At 37.4% G+C, this 15,806-nt stretch carries 17 protein-coding genes; 2 read left to right on the top strand and 15 right to left on the bottom strand.

Features of this window, described 5'->3' with window-relative positions:
• The first annotated feature begins 22 nt into the window (after positions 1-22).
• Positions 23-211 (top strand): hypothetical protein, encoded by a 189-nt coding sequence (locus tag ACH6EI_RS06355; RefSeq protein WP_098112498.1) that lies wholly within the window; start codon positions 23-25, stop codon positions 209-211.
• 180 nt (positions 212-391) lie between these two features.
• Here the strand turns inward: ACH6EI_RS06355 and ACH6EI_RS06350 are convergent, their stop codons facing one another.
• Positions 392-961, bottom strand: a complete 570-nt coding sequence (locus tag ACH6EI_RS06350) for a GNAT family N-acetyltransferase (RefSeq protein ID WP_098112497.1) — start codon at positions 959-961, stop codon at positions 392-394.
• A 105-nt stretch (positions 962-1,066) separates the two neighbouring features.
• Positions 1,067-1,942: an ABC transporter six-transmembrane domain-containing protein gene (locus ACH6EI_RS06345; protein WP_223546694.1), complete on the bottom strand. Its 876-nt coding sequence runs from the start codon at positions 1,940-1,942 to the stop codon at positions 1,067-1,069.
• Positions 1,943-2,140: 198 nt separating this feature from the next.
• Here ACH6EI_RS06345 and ACH6EI_RS06340 point away from each other — a divergent pair, with 198 nt between their 5' ends.
• Complete coding sequence (locus ACH6EI_RS06340; RefSeq protein WP_108674838.1) at positions 2,141-2,962, top strand: MerR family transcriptional regulator; 822 nt, start codon at positions 2,141-2,143, stop codon at positions 2,960-2,962.
• A 228-nt stretch (positions 2,963-3,190) separates the two neighbouring features.
• Here the strand turns inward: ACH6EI_RS06340 and ACH6EI_RS06335 are convergent, their stop codons facing one another.
• The 13 genes from ACH6EI_RS06335 to ACH6EI_RS06275 form a co-directional block, all read right to left on the bottom strand.
• The gene (locus ACH6EI_RS06335) at positions 3,191-3,604 is read right to left on the bottom strand and encodes a DUF6892 domain-containing protein (protein WP_098112494.1); all 414 of its coding nucleotides are present in this window, start codon (positions 3,602-3,604) and stop codon (positions 3,191-3,193) included.
• Positions 3,605-4,135: 531 nt separating this feature from the next.
• A complete protein-coding gene (locus ACH6EI_RS06330) occupies positions 4,136-5,455 on the bottom strand; it encodes an MFS transporter (protein WP_108674839.1) in 1,320 nt (439 codons plus the stop codon).
• A gap of 93 nt (positions 5,456-5,548) precedes the next feature.
• The gene (gene dgoD / locus ACH6EI_RS06325; RefSeq protein ID WP_013058319.1) at positions 5,549-6,697 is read right to left on the bottom strand and encodes a galactonate dehydratase; all 1,149 of its coding nucleotides are present in this window, start codon (positions 6,695-6,697) and stop codon (positions 5,549-5,551) included.
• Entirely contained in the window at positions 6,684-7,346 is a 663-nt protein-coding gene (locus tag ACH6EI_RS06320) for a bifunctional 4-hydroxy-2-oxoglutarate aldolase/2-dehydro-3-deoxy-phosphogluconate aldolase (RefSeq protein ID WP_108674840.1), read from the bottom strand. Before ACH6EI_RS06320 ends, dgoD begins: the two co-directional genes overlap by 14 nt.
• 17 nt (positions 7,347-7,363) lie before the next feature.
• A complete protein-coding gene (locus ACH6EI_RS06315) occupies positions 7,364-8,317 on the bottom strand; it encodes a sugar kinase (RefSeq protein ID WP_108674841.1) in 954 nt (317 codons plus the stop codon).
• 17 nt (positions 8,318-8,334) lie between these two features.
• Positions 8,335-9,093: an IclR family transcriptional regulator gene (locus ACH6EI_RS06310; protein ID WP_108674842.1), complete on the bottom strand. Its 759-nt coding sequence runs from the start codon at positions 9,091-9,093 to the stop codon at positions 8,335-8,337.
• Positions 9,094-9,593: 500 nt separating this feature from the next.
• The gene (locus ACH6EI_RS06305; RefSeq protein ID WP_098112488.1) at positions 9,594-10,343 is read right to left on the bottom strand and encodes an ABC transporter permease; all 750 of its coding nucleotides are present in this window, start codon (positions 10,341-10,343) and stop codon (positions 9,594-9,596) included.
• A complete protein-coding gene (locus ACH6EI_RS06300; RefSeq protein ID WP_028414816.1) occupies positions 10,344-11,105 on the bottom strand; it encodes an ABC transporter ATP-binding protein in 762 nt (253 codons plus the stop codon).
• Between the two features lie 189 nt (positions 11,106-11,294).
• Positions 11,295-11,648 carry a DUF1048 domain-containing protein gene (locus ACH6EI_RS06295; protein ID WP_013058327.1) on the bottom strand — a complete coding sequence of 118 codons (354 nt, stop codon included), beginning with the start codon at positions 11,646-11,648 and terminating at the stop codon, positions 11,295-11,297.
• A 70-nt stretch (positions 11,649-11,718) separates the two neighbouring features.
• The gene (locus ACH6EI_RS06290) at positions 11,719-12,039 is read right to left on the bottom strand and encodes a PadR family transcriptional regulator (RefSeq protein WP_028414817.1); all 321 of its coding nucleotides are present in this window, start codon (positions 12,037-12,039) and stop codon (positions 11,719-11,721) included.
• A gap of 541 nt (positions 12,040-12,580) precedes the next feature.
• Entirely contained in the window at positions 12,581-13,483 is a 903-nt protein-coding gene (locus ACH6EI_RS06285; RefSeq protein ID WP_098626300.1) for an AEC family transporter, read from the bottom strand.
• 91 nt (positions 13,484-13,574) lie between these two features.
• Positions 13,575-15,008, bottom strand: coding sequence for an aldehyde dehydrogenase family protein (locus tag ACH6EI_RS06280; RefSeq protein WP_108674843.1), 1,434 nt, complete (start codon positions 15,006-15,008; stop codon positions 13,575-13,577).
• A gap of 30 nt (positions 15,009-15,038) precedes the next feature.
• Complete coding sequence (locus tag ACH6EI_RS06275; RefSeq protein WP_108674844.1) at positions 15,039-15,773, bottom strand: GntR family transcriptional regulator; 735 nt, start codon at positions 15,771-15,773, stop codon at positions 15,039-15,041.
• Between the last annotated feature and the right edge of the window lie 33 nt (positions 15,774-15,806).

Genomic DNA, 15,806 nt, shown 5'->3' with positions numbered 1-15,806 from the left:
CAGGTAAAGGGGATTGTTTTTTATGTTTAGTAAAAAAAGAACCTATCAAATATTAATAGCAATTGTTTCGATTGGACTTGTTGTTTACAACTACACATTAAAATCTAGTGTGAGTGAAGCGACAGATTCCTACGTTATTTTCCCTATTAGTATTGTGTTACTTTTATTATTTGCCTTTATGTACGTAAAAATAGATAAAAAAAATGATTAAAAACAGATTTTGTCTACCTTCCTTAAACCCCAGATAATCAAAATATCTGGGGTTTTTTATTATAAAGGTTTTAATATTTACATTAGATAACGACAAATACATAGCTTTTCTACAAATTGCCTATATCTTAGATTACTAAATATTAATGGATTTAATACTAATTCTGTTTATCTAGATGAATTAAGGAGATACTTTTTCCTCAGGTTCATTAAAAGAAATATTTTTCATCCACTCTTTTTTTAATAATGCATACTGAAGAGTATTTTCATACTTAGGTGTTCCATCTTCGTATTTAGTAAACGAAATAAACTCAACAAAACGTCCTTCTTTACGCATTCCTAATTTTTCACATAGTTTTTGTGATTTGTAGTTATCCTCCTCAACGTATGCATAGACTCTTCTTGCGCCCTTTTGAGTAAACAGATACCTAAAGAACTCCTTCACACTCTCGCTTGCGTACCCTTTCCCCTCATATTGAGCATTAAAGTGCCAACCAATGGAATAAGTATCTGGATCTTCCTTTAAGTAGAATATTTCTCCTATTAGATAATCACTGCCTTTTAAGCAGACTGCAACAAAAGAGTCATCTTTTTTTCTTTTTTGAGCTTTTAAAGTAGCTTCCTCTATTGTGTGAACTTTGTCTTCAAGAAAGCAGTTTACCCTTGGATTAGCCAAGTATTCCAAAAGAGCTTGAGAGTCTGCTTTAGAAAAGTTTCTCAATAGTAATCGATCAGTTTCAATCTTTTTCATTAAAAATCCTCCTAGTCTATAGTTATGAGCTTATTTCTCTGAAAAGACAACAACAATAATTTAGGGGATAAAATAGCAATAATGGTTAGCTAAGCTTTTGTGGCTTTAGCTGTTAACGTCTTCAGCAACACGTTCACCAATATCAAGTACACGCGAAATATTTTGCACAATTTCAGGAAGACCAACTACTGCCTCTTGAAACATCCAAATATAAGCTAGAACTGCATAAATAGCACCAGGCGTAGTACCCTGAACACCTGTAAGTCTAAGTAGTGTAGCTAGGGTTAAGAGAATGACGACAATCTCCATCATCCCCCATGTTTTAGCCTCAGCGTTAGAAATAGCAACACGCCACAAACGTAACCGTGCAAAATGTTTTTGAACAATGGTAAGTGGACGATGAACGACTATATCTGCCTCTTCTTCAATTCGGTTGTTAAGTGCGTGGTTCAAACGATAAGAACGTCGACCGAACCAATGATTTATGATTAGTATTGGAATTATTGCCAATAAACTTAAGAACCCAATAAACCGGTCATAAAGAAATAACATGATAATAGCGCCCAAAAATCGAATAACCGTTGTTACAACTGCCGGCAGCTCCATCTGAAAGAAATCTACTACCTCTCGAGACAATGAGACACGTCCTACAATTCGAGTTCCTTTTACTCCATCAGCACGCTGGCGCTCCACCATTTCTGCAGCAACATTAGAATAAATTCCAACGAATACTTTGGTATCGTAAACGTGCCTGAACAAGCCAACCCCTAGGTGAAGGATCCATAGTAGAGCAAGTGGTATAAGGCTAGCCGGATTCCCTTTAAGCAACCCATCGATTGCAAAACCAATTGTTGCAGCGTAAAGAAGATCGCAAACATTTTCAACAAGAGTGAGCATATAGGTAAGGCTAATTCCTTTACGATTTTTTGACCATATACCTTGAAGGAGTTGACCTACGGAGGATTTTTTCTTTTTTATCATTTGCATCTTATCTACTCTTTCTTTTCTCTAATTAAACAAACTTTAATTCTATTCATTGCTTTATCTTCAAATTCATCATCAATTTGCCTTTTCACTTACTTTAATGAAATAAAGGACTCGTCATTGCTGTTTATATCCCCTTTCCAGTACAATGAACATCATAAAGTATATGGTTACCGTATAGTCAAGGAGGATTTTATGAGTGAAGAGTTGGAAAAGTACTTTAGTACTGGTGAATTCGCGAATCTCTGTCGTGTAAAAAAGCAAACTCTATTTCATTATGAAGAGATAGGGTTACTTTCACCTCAAATAAAAAGAGAGAATGGATATAGGTACTATTCGTATGAACAATTTGAAGTCTTTCAAGTGATTGCCTTATTTAAAGAATTCGGTGTTCCATTAAAAGAGATAAAAGTTCTTTTAAAAGATAAAAAACCAATAAATATGATTACTCTTTTAAAGGAAAAATCTCTTGAAATTGAAGAAAAAATTAAGAGCCTTAATCATTTACAAGCAATTATTCAAACGCGTTTACAGTTAGCAGAACATGCTTTAAAAACTGATTTTTCTTCTATTTCATTGCAATATTTAGATGAAGAAACCTTTATGATTAGTGAAAATATTTTAGAAGAAGCCGAACAAAAATATACTACAGTTATTCCGGAGCTCATTCATTATACTCAACTTCATAAATTAGACCGAGGATATCCAATTGGAGCAATGCTTGCGAGAGACCAAATCCAAAAAAAAGAGTTTTACAATTACGAACATTTGTATATCAAAATCCCAGAAGAGATAGAAAAAATTCATTGTCATACACGTCCCCAGGGACTATATGTTGTTGGGTATCAAAAAGGTGCCGAAACCGAACATGCTTACGATCGAATTATTCAATTCGTTAGAGAAAAAGGGTTAAAAATAGCGGAGTATGCATATGAGGAATACGTGATTGATGAGGTAATGGCGGATGGAATAGAGAATTCAATTACAAGAATTCAACTTCAAATTCAAAGCCAATAACGTTTTTTAGTTTGTATTGCAAAGAGGTACTATATTTACTAAACATATGTGGCGTATACAGGCTAAAAATAGAAAAACCAACCTATGAGCTCTAAAGGTTGGGTTTTCTGTTTTTGTAAACGGAGTATAGGAGAATTGCTTATTGCTTTTTTCTAAATGGAAATAATGAGGAAACTTGACTCTTCATTACGACGAATTGCTTCTTTTAGCGCAATCACGTCTTTCTCATTAATCCTCAACCTCAATTCCAGCTTCCTTGAATGGTTCTAATACTTCTAGATCGCACATGGAAATATAGTCCACTGCTTTTAGATTCTTTAAGTTCTGAAACCCTTCAACAGATAGTACGTCAAATAAACTGTCTTCACCGTCCCAATCTGGCTTTAGAATATGATAAATTTCATTACCTCCATCAAAGCAAAGGGATTCAACCTTTTCCAAATCACTCTTTTCCAGAGTTAACTCTTCTAAATAATCTTTGATTTCAACAATGGGTCCAGCTCCAAAATACCATTCGAAATTATTCGTATACTTATCTTTTAAATCGGTTAATTCTTTTAGAAATAATGGCTCTTGATCTAATAAAGCTTCAATAACCACTAATTTAAAATTAAAATCTTTAAACATTCCACTTTTCCCCATTTTGCTACCTCCGATTTTATCTCTGTATTAGGCTTGTAATCGCCCCTGCACTATTCGTATTATAACAATCATCTATAAATAAAACCTACTTATATTGTTGACTTTGACAGCCCCAAAAATAAGAGCCCCTGTAAATGAAGGTCCGCTCTTATTTACTTAGTTTAATTACTACTGCAAGCTGCTAATGCTAGCAATAATACAGCAGAAGTTGCTAAAACCTTTTTCATACATGCACCTTCAACTCTCTAATAACCATTCTCCACCTATTATTTATTGTTAATAAAAGGTAGAAACTTTGTATATTTTATCATGTTTTTTGTATTCATGAACATCACTACTACCTAACCTAATAATCTTATTTTTGTACGGACTGAAGTTCTTCTTTATAGGTAACAAAAAAGCATAAACCCGTTGGTCTCCAACAAAATTTATGCTTCTTCTTTAATAAATCTTTTACGAATTCTCTTTTAATCCCGCCACAAATAATTCCAGATGTATGATTCCTAAAAAACTATAAGATTATAAACAGCCTTACACAATATCTCGATTCAATTTTTCATCTTTAACCACTTTAATTCTTTCCACTTTTCCTACAAGGAAGATATACGAAAGTGCTCCTAAAAGGGCCAATGCCGCTATGAATACTAGCGCTGGAGCAAAGTTGCCTCCTTTAGCTAAGAAACCAATAACAATTGGAACGATGATAGAAGCTAAACCTCCGATAAAGTTAAAAACTCCCCCTGTCAAACCCACTAAATGTTTAGGTGCTAGCGTCGAGACAAACACCCACGTAATAGAAGCCAGACCATTTCCAAAAAACGCAATAGCCATAAACATGATAATGAGAGATGTGCTATTTACATAATTGGCTCCGATAATTGAAGTTGATAAAAGCAGACCTACGATAATTGGTGTTTTTCTTGCAATACCTAGTGATACTCCTTTTTTCACTAAGGCGTCCGATACAAAACCAGATAGTAATACTCCTACAAACGCTGCTAAAAACGGAGCTGATGCTAAGAATCCTGATTTTAAGAAATCTAACCCTCTGTATTCCACAAGGTACGTTGGAAACCAGGTAAGGAAGAACCATAAAGTAGAGTTGACGGCAAACTGTCCTAAGTAGATGCCCCATAGCTTTCTGTGAGAAAAGGCTTCTTTAAGATTTCCCCATTCGAACTTTGCTCTTTCTCCTTTCGTATCAGCAGCTTTAACTAAGCCTCCACCTTCTTCGATATGCTGTAATTCTGCTTTATTTACTTTACTATGCTGAGAAGGATCACGATAAAAGATATACCATATAATGCCCCACGCTATACCAATAACCCCTGTAGTAATAAACAGACCTCTCCACCCTAAAAAGTGCTGAATGGTAACTAGTGTAGGTGTTAAAAATGCTAGCCCTGCAAACTGTCCTGAAGTATAAAAAGCAATTGCTGATGCTCTTTCCTGATTTGGAAACCAGCTGGTAACTACTTTATTATTGGTCGGAAAAGCCGGTGCTTCGAACGCTCCTGTCGCTAGACGCAGACCAAAAAGACTCACAAATCCCTTGGTAAATCCTTGTAATAATGTAACAATAGACCAGGTGATTAAGCTAACGGCATACGTAACACGAGCACCAAAACGGTCAGCAATTACCCCTCCTGGTATTTGTAAAGCGGCATAAGCCCATCCAAAGGCTGAAAATATAAGGCCCAGTTCTACTGATGATAGCTTTAAATCCTTGGACATGACCGTGGCGGCTACAGAAATATTACTTCGATCCATATAGTTGATGACAACGCTTACGAAAATAAATGCTAAAACACGAAATCTAACGCGAGTCGGCTTTTCGCTATACCCCTTCATTCCCTTATCCCCCTGTATATGACTAGTTTAAAAAGAAGATCTGACTGATGGTCATTTATCAATCAGATCTCCCGTACTAAAATGATTTCCCCTTTACCATTCCGCTACAGAACCATCTTTATGACGCCATACTGGATTACGCCAGTTATGACCGATATCAGCCATTTTTCTAACATGGTCTTCATTAATTTCAATACCTAAGCCAGGTCCATCAGGAATTTTCACGAATCCTTCTTCATATTTAAATACGTGGTTATCAACAATATAATCTAGTAAATCACTGCCTTGGTTATAGTGAATGCCTAAGCTTTGTTCTTGAATAAATGCGTTGTGGCACGTTGCATCTACTTGAAGACAAGCGGCTAATGCAATAGGTCCTAACGGGCAATGAGGCGCAGCTGCTACATCAAAGGCTTCAGCCATTGAAATAATTTTCTTACATTCTGTAATTCCCCCTGCATGTGATAAATCCGGCTGAATGATATCCACGTATCCGTCCGTTAAGAGCTTTTTAAACTCCCATTTTGAAAACATTCTTTCCCCTGTCGCAATAGGAATGGATACGTGATTGGCGATTTCTCTTAATGCCTCATTGTTTTCCGGCAAAACCGGCTCCTCGATAAACATTGGACGATAGACCTCTAATTCTTTAGCTAAAATTTTTGCCATTGGCTTATGTACTCGTCCGTGAAAATCAATACCTATTCCTACATAAGGCCCCACTGCTTCTCTGACAGCAGCGATACGTTCCACTACTTGATCAATTTTTTCATATGAATCTACGTATTGAAGCTCTTCTGTCCCATTCATTTTTACTGCTGTAAACCCTTTTGAAACAACTTCTCTTGCTGCTTCGCCTACATCTGAAGGGCGGTCTCCTCCAATCCACGAATATACTTTAATAGATTCTCTTGCTTTTCCGCCTAACAGTTGATGTACAGGAGCATCGTAATATTTTCCTTTTATGTCCCACAATGCTTGATCAATTCCTGATATCGCGCTCATTAAAATAGGTCCGCCTCGATAGAAGCCGCCTCGGTACATAACGTTCCAATGATCTTCAATATTTAGTGGATCTTTGCCAATAAGATACTCCATCAGCTCATCTACTGCAGCTTTAACGGTAGAGGCTCTTCCTTCGATAACAGGTTCTCCCCACCCAACAATTCCTTCGTCTGTTTCTATTTTTAAAAATAACCAGCGTGGCGGCACTTGAAACAATTCATAATTAGTAATTTTCATGTACTTTTTCCCCTTTCGTTATACCATTCACTGCGGCTACGTATGCTTTAGCCTTTTGTGTTAGCTCCTGCAGGTATGCATGAGTAATTTCACGATTTGTATCTACTAAAGAACTTCCAATCCCAAACCCTACAGCACCTGCTTCTTCAAATTCTTGAATATTATCTAAGCTCACTCCTCCTGTTGGAAGAAGTGGAATATGAGGAAGCGGCCCTCGAATATCTTTAATATAGCTAGCCCCCAGCCTAGCAGGAAAGACTTTGATAATATCTCCGCCATTTTCATATGCCGTTAGAATTTCAGTAGGTGAAAAAGCCCCTGGAATACTCACCGCACCGTATCTTTTTGTTAGTTTAATCGTTTCAATATTAACCGTTGGAGAAAGGATAAACTTTGCACCTGCTAAAATAGCTGAACGTGCTGTTTCAGGGTCAAGCACTGTACCTGCTCCTACTAGCACTTGATCACCCAGCTCTGTAGAAACCTCTTTAATGGCTGAAAGTGCGTCCGGAGAATTTAGAGTAATTTCTATATTTTTTACACCGCCGTCATTAAGCGCAGAGGCAATCTTCACTACGCCCTGCGGTTTGGCTCCTCTAATAATCGCAACGATTTTATGCTCTAATAAATGTGATAAACTATCCGTCATGGGTAAGCCCCTTTCTTTTATCGTATAACGTCTTCTTTTGTAATCGCATTCATAAATTCGTAAAGCTCTTTCTTATCAGGCAAGCCTTCAATATCACCCTCTACGGTTACAACCATAGCTCCTATAGCACACCCTCTTCTAACCGTTTCTTTTAAAGAAGATTTATCTATTAATCCCGATAGTATCCCAGCGGCAAAACCGTCACCAGCTCCTACTGGATCTATCACTCTAGCAACTTTAAAACCTCCCACGTAAGCGGATTCATTTTCAGTCGAATAATAAGCTCCTTCCTCACCTAGCTTAATAACAACTAGTTCTGCACCTAATTGATGAAACGCTGCTGCAACATCTTCAGGGTTATCCTTCTCAAATAAAAACTGACCTTCGTTCATTCCTGGTAAGATAATATCCGCATATGTAGCCATTTCAATGAGTGTTTGACGCGCAGTTGATTCATCCCAAAGCGTCTTGCGTAAATTTGGATCAAACACTATTTTTACACCATTTTTTTTAGCTGCTTTCATTGCTTGAAAAACAGCTTCATGGCAGGAGTCGCTCAGCGCAGGTGTTATTCCTGTCACGTATAAATATTTGGCAGAAGAGATATACTCTTCATTCATATCATGCGGATTCATAAAGCTTGCTGCTGACCCTTGTCTGTAATAAAACACTTTACTGTTCATTTCATTTGTCTTTTGCTTTAAAAAAAGACCTGTAGGAGCATGATCATCAAATATTACATGTCTTACATCTATTCCTTCTCCTTTAATACTTGAAAGAACCCGCTCTCCTAGCTCGTCTTTTCCTAATCGGCTAACCCATCCCGTTTGATAACCTAGTTTTGACAGGGCGATTAACGTGTTGCTTTCTGCCCCAGCAATTTTCGAAGAAAAATCTTTAGCATATCGCATCTTTCCATTCGAGTGTGGGGTAAACAGAATCATTGTTTCCCCCATGCTTATCACATCCATTTTACCCCTCTTTTCATTTATCTCTTCGCCTCTTCATATCCAGCAATAAAAGATATATTAGTCGCTGTTTGAAGCAGCCTTTCTACAATAAAGTCTTTATGCTTCAGCATTCTTTCCTTAGGACCAGCTACACTAATAGCAGCTTGAATGCTTCCCTTTGCTCCAAATACAGGTGCAGCAAGGCAAAATAACCCTTCTTCATTTTCTTCATCATCAATTGCATAGCCCATTTGAACAAAAGAATCTAGATTGTCATTAAGAACTTTTTTATCTGTAATTGTATAGTCCGTAATAGGCAGCAGCTCCGTATGTTCAAGCAGCTGCTCTCGCTGATCTTTAGGAAGAAAAGCTAAAAAAATTTTTCCTAATCCGGTACAATAAAGCGGCTTTCGGTTACCAGGCTGAGCGGTTGTTCTAATAGAGCGATTATTATCAATCTTAACAACATAGACCAATTCTCCATCTGACAGCAAGGCCATAAACACAGTTTCTTGAACATCCTCCATCAGCTTCTTTAAATACGGTTTTCCCTCTGAAGAAATATCCAATGATTCCATAGCCGCTGTTCCAATTTGAATTAGCTTTGGCCCTAGCTTGTACTTCTTTAATGAGTCCTGATTCAAATACCCTTCATTATGAAGTGTTCCCACAAGATTAAACGTACTGCTTTGCGGAAACGAAAGTAAATCGCTAACTTCTTTTACTGTTAACCCCTCGGGATGTTGAGCAATCAATTCAAATACCCTTAATACACGTTCTGCTGATTTTACTGACATGAATAAACCCTCTCTAAATCACATATGTGATTTTAAATTTTATATATGATTTACTGATTTAAATATTATCATAGACAGATCATTAATTCAAAATATTTTTACAAATAAAACAAAAATACTTATGACAGAAACTGAAAAATGATTAATAAATACCAATATAAAAAAGCTTCTATGATGAAATCATAGAAACTAGAAAAAATTGTAATGGAAGTTAGTTATGAAAAATAGAGATTTTTTATTATCGATTTTTTTTAATGTATTTTTAGCTTATCTATGGGTCTTTCTCCTTTATTTAATTTTTGATTTTGTTCAGTTAGCTGTATAAACGATAAACTCAAAAGGTGAACAAGCCCTTGAGTACCAAGGGTTTGTTTTTTGCATGAGTTCCGGAAAGAGGCATTACGACAACTAGAAGTAATCCCTGTTTTATGCTATCAATACTTTACATTAAAATTCCGATGATTCCATATACGTTTGGTAGCTTGCTCAGTTTATAAAATTCACCCTAATTTGCGTTTGAATTCTTTACTAGCGAACAAGTAAGCGATGACCATGATACCTAGGCACCAGGCAAGGGCACTCCAGATATCGTTGCCAACAGATCCTTCATACAAGAGTGCACGAATCGTATTCACGATTGAAGTCACGGGCTGGTTCTCGGCGAATGCCCGAACAGCTTTAGGCATCGTTTCAGTGGGAACAAAGGCGGAACTAATAAAAGGTAGGAAAATCAGTGGGTACGAGTAGCCTGTGGCTCCTTCCATAGATTTCGCTGTCAGTCCTGGAATAATGGCCAACCATGTCAGGGCTAGCGTAAACAGCCCGAGTATCCCGGCTACCGCGAACCAATCTAGGATATCAGCGCTGGAACGGAAACCCATCAAGAGCGCGACGAAGATAACTATCACGATAGTAAGGGCATTGGAAACAAAAGATGTCAACACGTGAGCCCATAATACCGAAGAACGTTTAATGGGCATGGTGATGAAACGGGCCATCAGTCCACTTTTTACATCATTAAATAGCCGAACGGAAGTGTAAGCGACGCCGGATGCGATAGCCATCAGCAGGATTCCCGGTAATAGATAATTGACGTAATTGGCTGTTCCTGTATTTATAGCGCCACCAAATACGTAGACAAACAGTAGCATCATCATAATTGGCGTAATCGCCACCGTAATAATCGTATCCGGGCTGCGCATAATCGTGCGCATCAAACGTCCTAGTAATACAACTGTATTGTTTTTCATTTACATTTCCTCCTTTTTGCCGATGATTGCGAGGAAGATTTCCTCTAATGTTGGCTGTTTCTCAATGTATTCCACTTTTGCTGGGGGGAACATCTCTTTAAGTTCGGTAAGGGTACCGGTTTTGATGATTTTTCCGCCATGTAGGATGGCTATACGATCTGCCAGTTGTTCAGCTTCTTCCAGATACTGAGTCGTGAGCAAGATGGTCGTACCACCGCCAGCAAGCTCTTTGATAGTGTTCCAGACTTCAATCCGGGCTTCCGGATCAAGTCCGGTCGTCGGTTCGTCGAGAAAAATAACAGCTGGCGCCCCAATCAGACTCATAGCTATATCAAGTCGGCGCTTCATTCCACCGGAATATTGATCCGCCCGGCGATTGGCTGCATCGGTCAAGCTGAATCTTGCAAGGAGATTGTCAGCTACTTCATTAGGATTAAATACCCCTCGCAATTTGGCGATCATTATCAGGTTTTCCTTCCCAGTAAGCATGCCGTCTAACGCTGCGAACTGCCCCGTTAGGCTGATGTTTTGGCGGACGTCAGCCGGTTGACGTTGGACGTCAAATCCGCAAATACTTACTTCGCCGCTATCAGCCTTCATCAGTGTTGAAAGAATGTTAACTGTCGTCGTCTTCCCTGCTCCATTTGAGCCCAGCAGTGCAAAAATTTCACCGCGCTGCACCTCAACATTCACCCCTTTTAAAACTTCTTTGTCTTTAAAGGACTTTTTTAATTCTTTTACAAAAATCGCTGTATTTCTCATACGTTTTTCCTCCTTTTAAAAAGCTCCACAAGCTTGCTTGCTAGAACTGTCATGATGTAACTAAACTGAGCGTCTCGTAGAGCTAGGTTTTTGATACCTTACTATTCAGTCTGACTGATATTCTGTATCACTTAGTACTTAGTTTAAAAAATGACTGAATAGCAAAAGCAACTAGCTATTCAGTCGATGTTATTGATTAAATTTATTTTTTCCTAATCGTTCCTTAATACTCTGGTTCAAATCTTCACGATACTTAACCATATAAGTTTTAGCATTTGCCACTAATTCGTCAGCAAAGGAAGCCACATCGTCTCCAGTAATTTCGAGCACCTGTCTACCTTCTGCAGCACCTGCTTCGAATAAATCAATTAATTCATACTGCATGTGTAGCATATCCATTCCGTTGCCCGATGAGAAATTCCACATGTAGTTTTGAATTTTTTTAAATACAAACTGATAGTCCTCTGGCAAGGCTTCAACCCGTGCCATCATCATTTTATACTCTTTTTTATCACCAATCATTTTTTTGAATATTTCCAACATGTCATTTTTCCTCCTTTTTATAAAGCTTCATAAGATGCTTTAAAACTATCCGACGGTCTATCCTATGAAGCTAGTTTGACTTCAAGACGTTGATTTTTGATGATACAAAATCCCACCTTTTCCAAAACAACTCAAGCTCCTTGTAGCCCGCCTCATTAAGCGAATAAAATTTGCGGGGTGGGCCCATATCTGATGGTTTTTTTTCTATATTCACAAGTTTTTTCTTTTCTAATCGTACGAGAATAGTGTAGACCGTTCCTTCCACGACCTCGATAAATCCAAGCTCGTTCAGACGGCGTGTAATCTCATAGCCATAGGTTTCATGGCGGCTGATAATTTCTAACACACAGCCTTCCAGCGAACCCTTCAGCATTTCAGTTAAATTTTCGATCTTCAGAACCTCCTCTATATTGTCTGACTTATATTCTGTATTACTTAGTACCAAGCCAATTTTTACTTAATAACTTTTAAAATTAAGCTATTAAGTAATACTTAGTATATGTAGATTGTAATACTTAGTACCGGGCATTTCAACTATTTTTTAAAATATTTTCAAATGTAGATATATTCAGGGATAATACTAAGAACCAAAAAAACTTATTAAAAGAATCCATAAGTTCTTTTAATAAGTTTTTTCCGTTACAGATACCGTTACAGATACCTTTACAGTTTTTCCGTATAACCTCTTAAATTTCGAATTAAAAAAGAGATCCCCGTCAGTAAACAATTAAGAAACAAATATTTAGTCAGATAGTGTTGAAAACTGTATGTGAAGTAGAAGTATAAGAAGAACACAAAACTAAAATAGAAAATAAACTTTAAATATCTTTTTAAAACTGCGTTATGAGGAGAATTCACGTTGACTACTCCTTTTAAAGTCATATAATAAAATTATTTTTTTAACCTATATTGAACCATTTTTCTGTGTTATTTTACAAAACAATTAGAAAAATGATAGGCAATGTAGCAAGGCTTAGAGAGGTACTAATTAACGTTGCGCTTGATACAAACTCCGGCTCTGTATTAAATTGCAGCGCATACATAGTTGTATTAGCAGCTGTGGGCATAGCAGCCATAATAATCATAATTTGTTTAACCATCTCATCCACAGGTAGCAGAAGAGTTAGTATATAAGCGATAAATGGTGAGATTACAAGCTTGATAGCTAATGACCATGAAACTTTGGCTTTGGCTAAATTTCTAATTGATATTTTAGCAAGCTGCATGCCAAGTACGATCATGATGGTAGGAATAGCTGCACCCGCTACTAAATCAACCGCTTCTTTTACAGAGTTGCTTAATGGAATATGAAGAAACTGAAATATAGCTCCTAAAAGTCCCCCATACACAATTGGTATCCGTCTAACTGAGTCAATGGCTGATTTTATACCATTTCCCTGTGGACTTCCTTTAGCTGCATAGTAAACTCCAACTGTACACATGACCAATTGCTGTATGACCATTAAAATAATGGCAGAGTCTAAGCCTGTCACGCCAAAAAGTAATAAAACAACGGGTGTACCGTAGTTTCCATTATTCATAAATGAAGACGCTAATATCATTCCACAGGTTTCTGAAGTAGAATATCGCTGAAAATAAGCAATAATATAGACGACAGCAATTAATGCAAAGCAAAGTGCAAATGTGTATAACGTAAGATATAAGTAATCAATCGTAAATTTGGTTGTGTAAAATGTTTTGAACACTAGAACTGGAGACATCAAATAAAGTGCCATTGTTGAAATCGTTTTGGTATCAAATCCTATTTTCTTTTGTCCAATAAATCCAAGTGCAAAAATCCCGAAAATAGGAAGAAGGATTGTTAGGAACTCCATGTTTGTTCACCTTCGTCATTTTTTCTTTGTTATTTTCCAAATGAAAGACCTAGAAAATTAAGAATCTAGGTCTTTCATTTAAACTAATACATTATAAATTTAGAACAATGATACGTTCTTCCGTCATTTCTTCAATTGCATATTTTGGACCTTCTTTTCCGTTACCGCTCTTTTTCACACCGCCATACGGCATATGATCGACACGATACGCTGAAGCATCATTTACAATTAATCCGCCTACTTCGATTTCACGAGCTGCCTTCATAGCAAACTGTAAGTCGTTCGTAAAAAGGCCTGCCTGTAACCCATAGTCAGAATCATTTACTTTTGAAATCACTTCATCAATCTCATCATATTGAGCAATAGCTACTACTGGCCCGAATACTTCTTGACGACAAACTTTCATCTCATCATTTACATTAGTCAAAATTGTAGGAAGATAAAAAGCACCGTCACGCTTTCCTCCAAGTTCAATTTTTGCCCCTTCTTCCACCGCTTCTTTTACCCATTCTTCCACTCTCTCTGCTTCTTTAAGACGAATCATAGGTCCAATATCGGTTTGCTCATCCATTGGATTACCGACTACTAACTTTTCTGTTTTTTCTTTTAGCTTATTAACAAAAGCAGTATAAATATTCGTATGAACATAAATTCGTTGAACGGAAATGCAAACTTGTCCTGCGTTATTAAAGCTTTTTTGAGAAATTAAAGATGCAGCTTTTTCTAAATCAGCGTCTTTATGTACGACAGTAGCCGAATTATTTCCTAGTTCAAGTGAAACTTTACGTAAACCTGCCTTAGATCGGATAAGTTCTCCTACTCTTGGGCTTCCTGTGAACGTAAACATATTAACATCTTGGTTTTCTAATAACCATTCACCAATTGCTGCCCCATCTCCAGTCAATACTTGAAGGCGCCCTTTTGGCAGCCCTGCTTCTTCCATTAACTCAGCTAGCTTGAGCGCACAAATTGGAGTGACTTCAGCAGGCTTTAATACTACACTGTTCCCAGCTGCGATTGCCGGTCCAAGTTTATGACAAACTAGATTGATAGGTACATTAAACGGTGTGATAGCTGCAACAACTCCAACCGGGACTTTTACTGTAAAAGCCATACGATTCTCCGAGCCTTGAGCCGATTCAACAGGCACACCTTCTCCATGAATACGTTTTGCCTCTTCCGCTGAAATTTGTAAAGTTGTAGCTGCGCGCTCAACTTCTCCGCGAGATTCACGAATAGACTTTCCAACTTCAGTAGCCAAAATTTCAGCAAATTCTTCTTGACGGCTTAGTAATAGCTCAGCTGCCTTCATTAATACCTCGTAGCGTTCGTACGGTGAAAAAGTGTTTTTTAACGCCTCTTTCGCGCTGGCCACAGCTTTATTTACATCATCTTTTGTAGCTACTGAGATTTCAGCTGCAGGCTGCTGCGTATATTTATTTAAGACTTCCATTTTTTCTGCTGTTGTTTCCCATTCCCCATTTACATATAAACCATATTGTTTGACTTGAGTTAAACTTGTCATTATCTCCACATCCCCAATTGTATTAGCGTTTTATCTTGTAAGCTCAATATTGTAATGATATTTATCACTACGATATTTTGTTACCGTAAATTCGAGTGGCTTATCATCAAAACCGTAACTTACTCGTGTCATTTCAAGTAAAGCTTCTCCGCCTCGTATGCCTAACAGATCGGCTTCATAAATCGTTGCATTAATCGCAGATATCTTCTCTTTAGCTCGTTTCAAGAAGATTTCATTATCTTCTAGTACTTCATAAAATTTTGCACGGTTTAAATCTTGTTCAACTAGTATTTTCCCAATATGCGTAGGCCAGCAAGAACGTTCAATGGCAATAGGCACTTCATCAGCAAAACGAATTCGTTCAATAACTAAAACTTCTTCTCCAGCGTCCAATTCCAGCATGGAAGTTTCATGATATAAATCTTTTTTAAAATCAGTACGAATGAGTTTTGAATTTGGTGTTAATCCTTTTTCTGCTACTTCTTCTGCTAGTCCTTTAAGCTTGCCTAAGCTGCCGCCGATAAGAGGCTGAGGTTTTACAATTGTTCCTCTGCCTTGTTTTTTTTCCAGCAGCCCGTCCTGTACTAACATAGAAATAGCTTGTCTTAAGGTAGTACGGCTTACATCAAACTCTTGCATTAATTCCTGTTCTGTTGGAATTAACGTATTGGGCTTCCAAGTTTTCTCTTGTATACGTTTAATTAAGACATCTTTTACTTGAAGATAAAGCGCGATATTTTTATTAGAACCTATTGTATCCTTCATGTTCTCAAACTCCTTTTAAGTTAGCGTTTGGTA

The organism is Priestia sp. JSM ZJ58, assembly GCF_044383985.1.
GTDB lineage: Bacteria > Bacillota > Bacilli > Bacillales > Bacillaceae_H > Priestia > Priestia zanthoxyli.
This window is presented reverse-complemented; position numbering and strand designations above follow the sequence as displayed.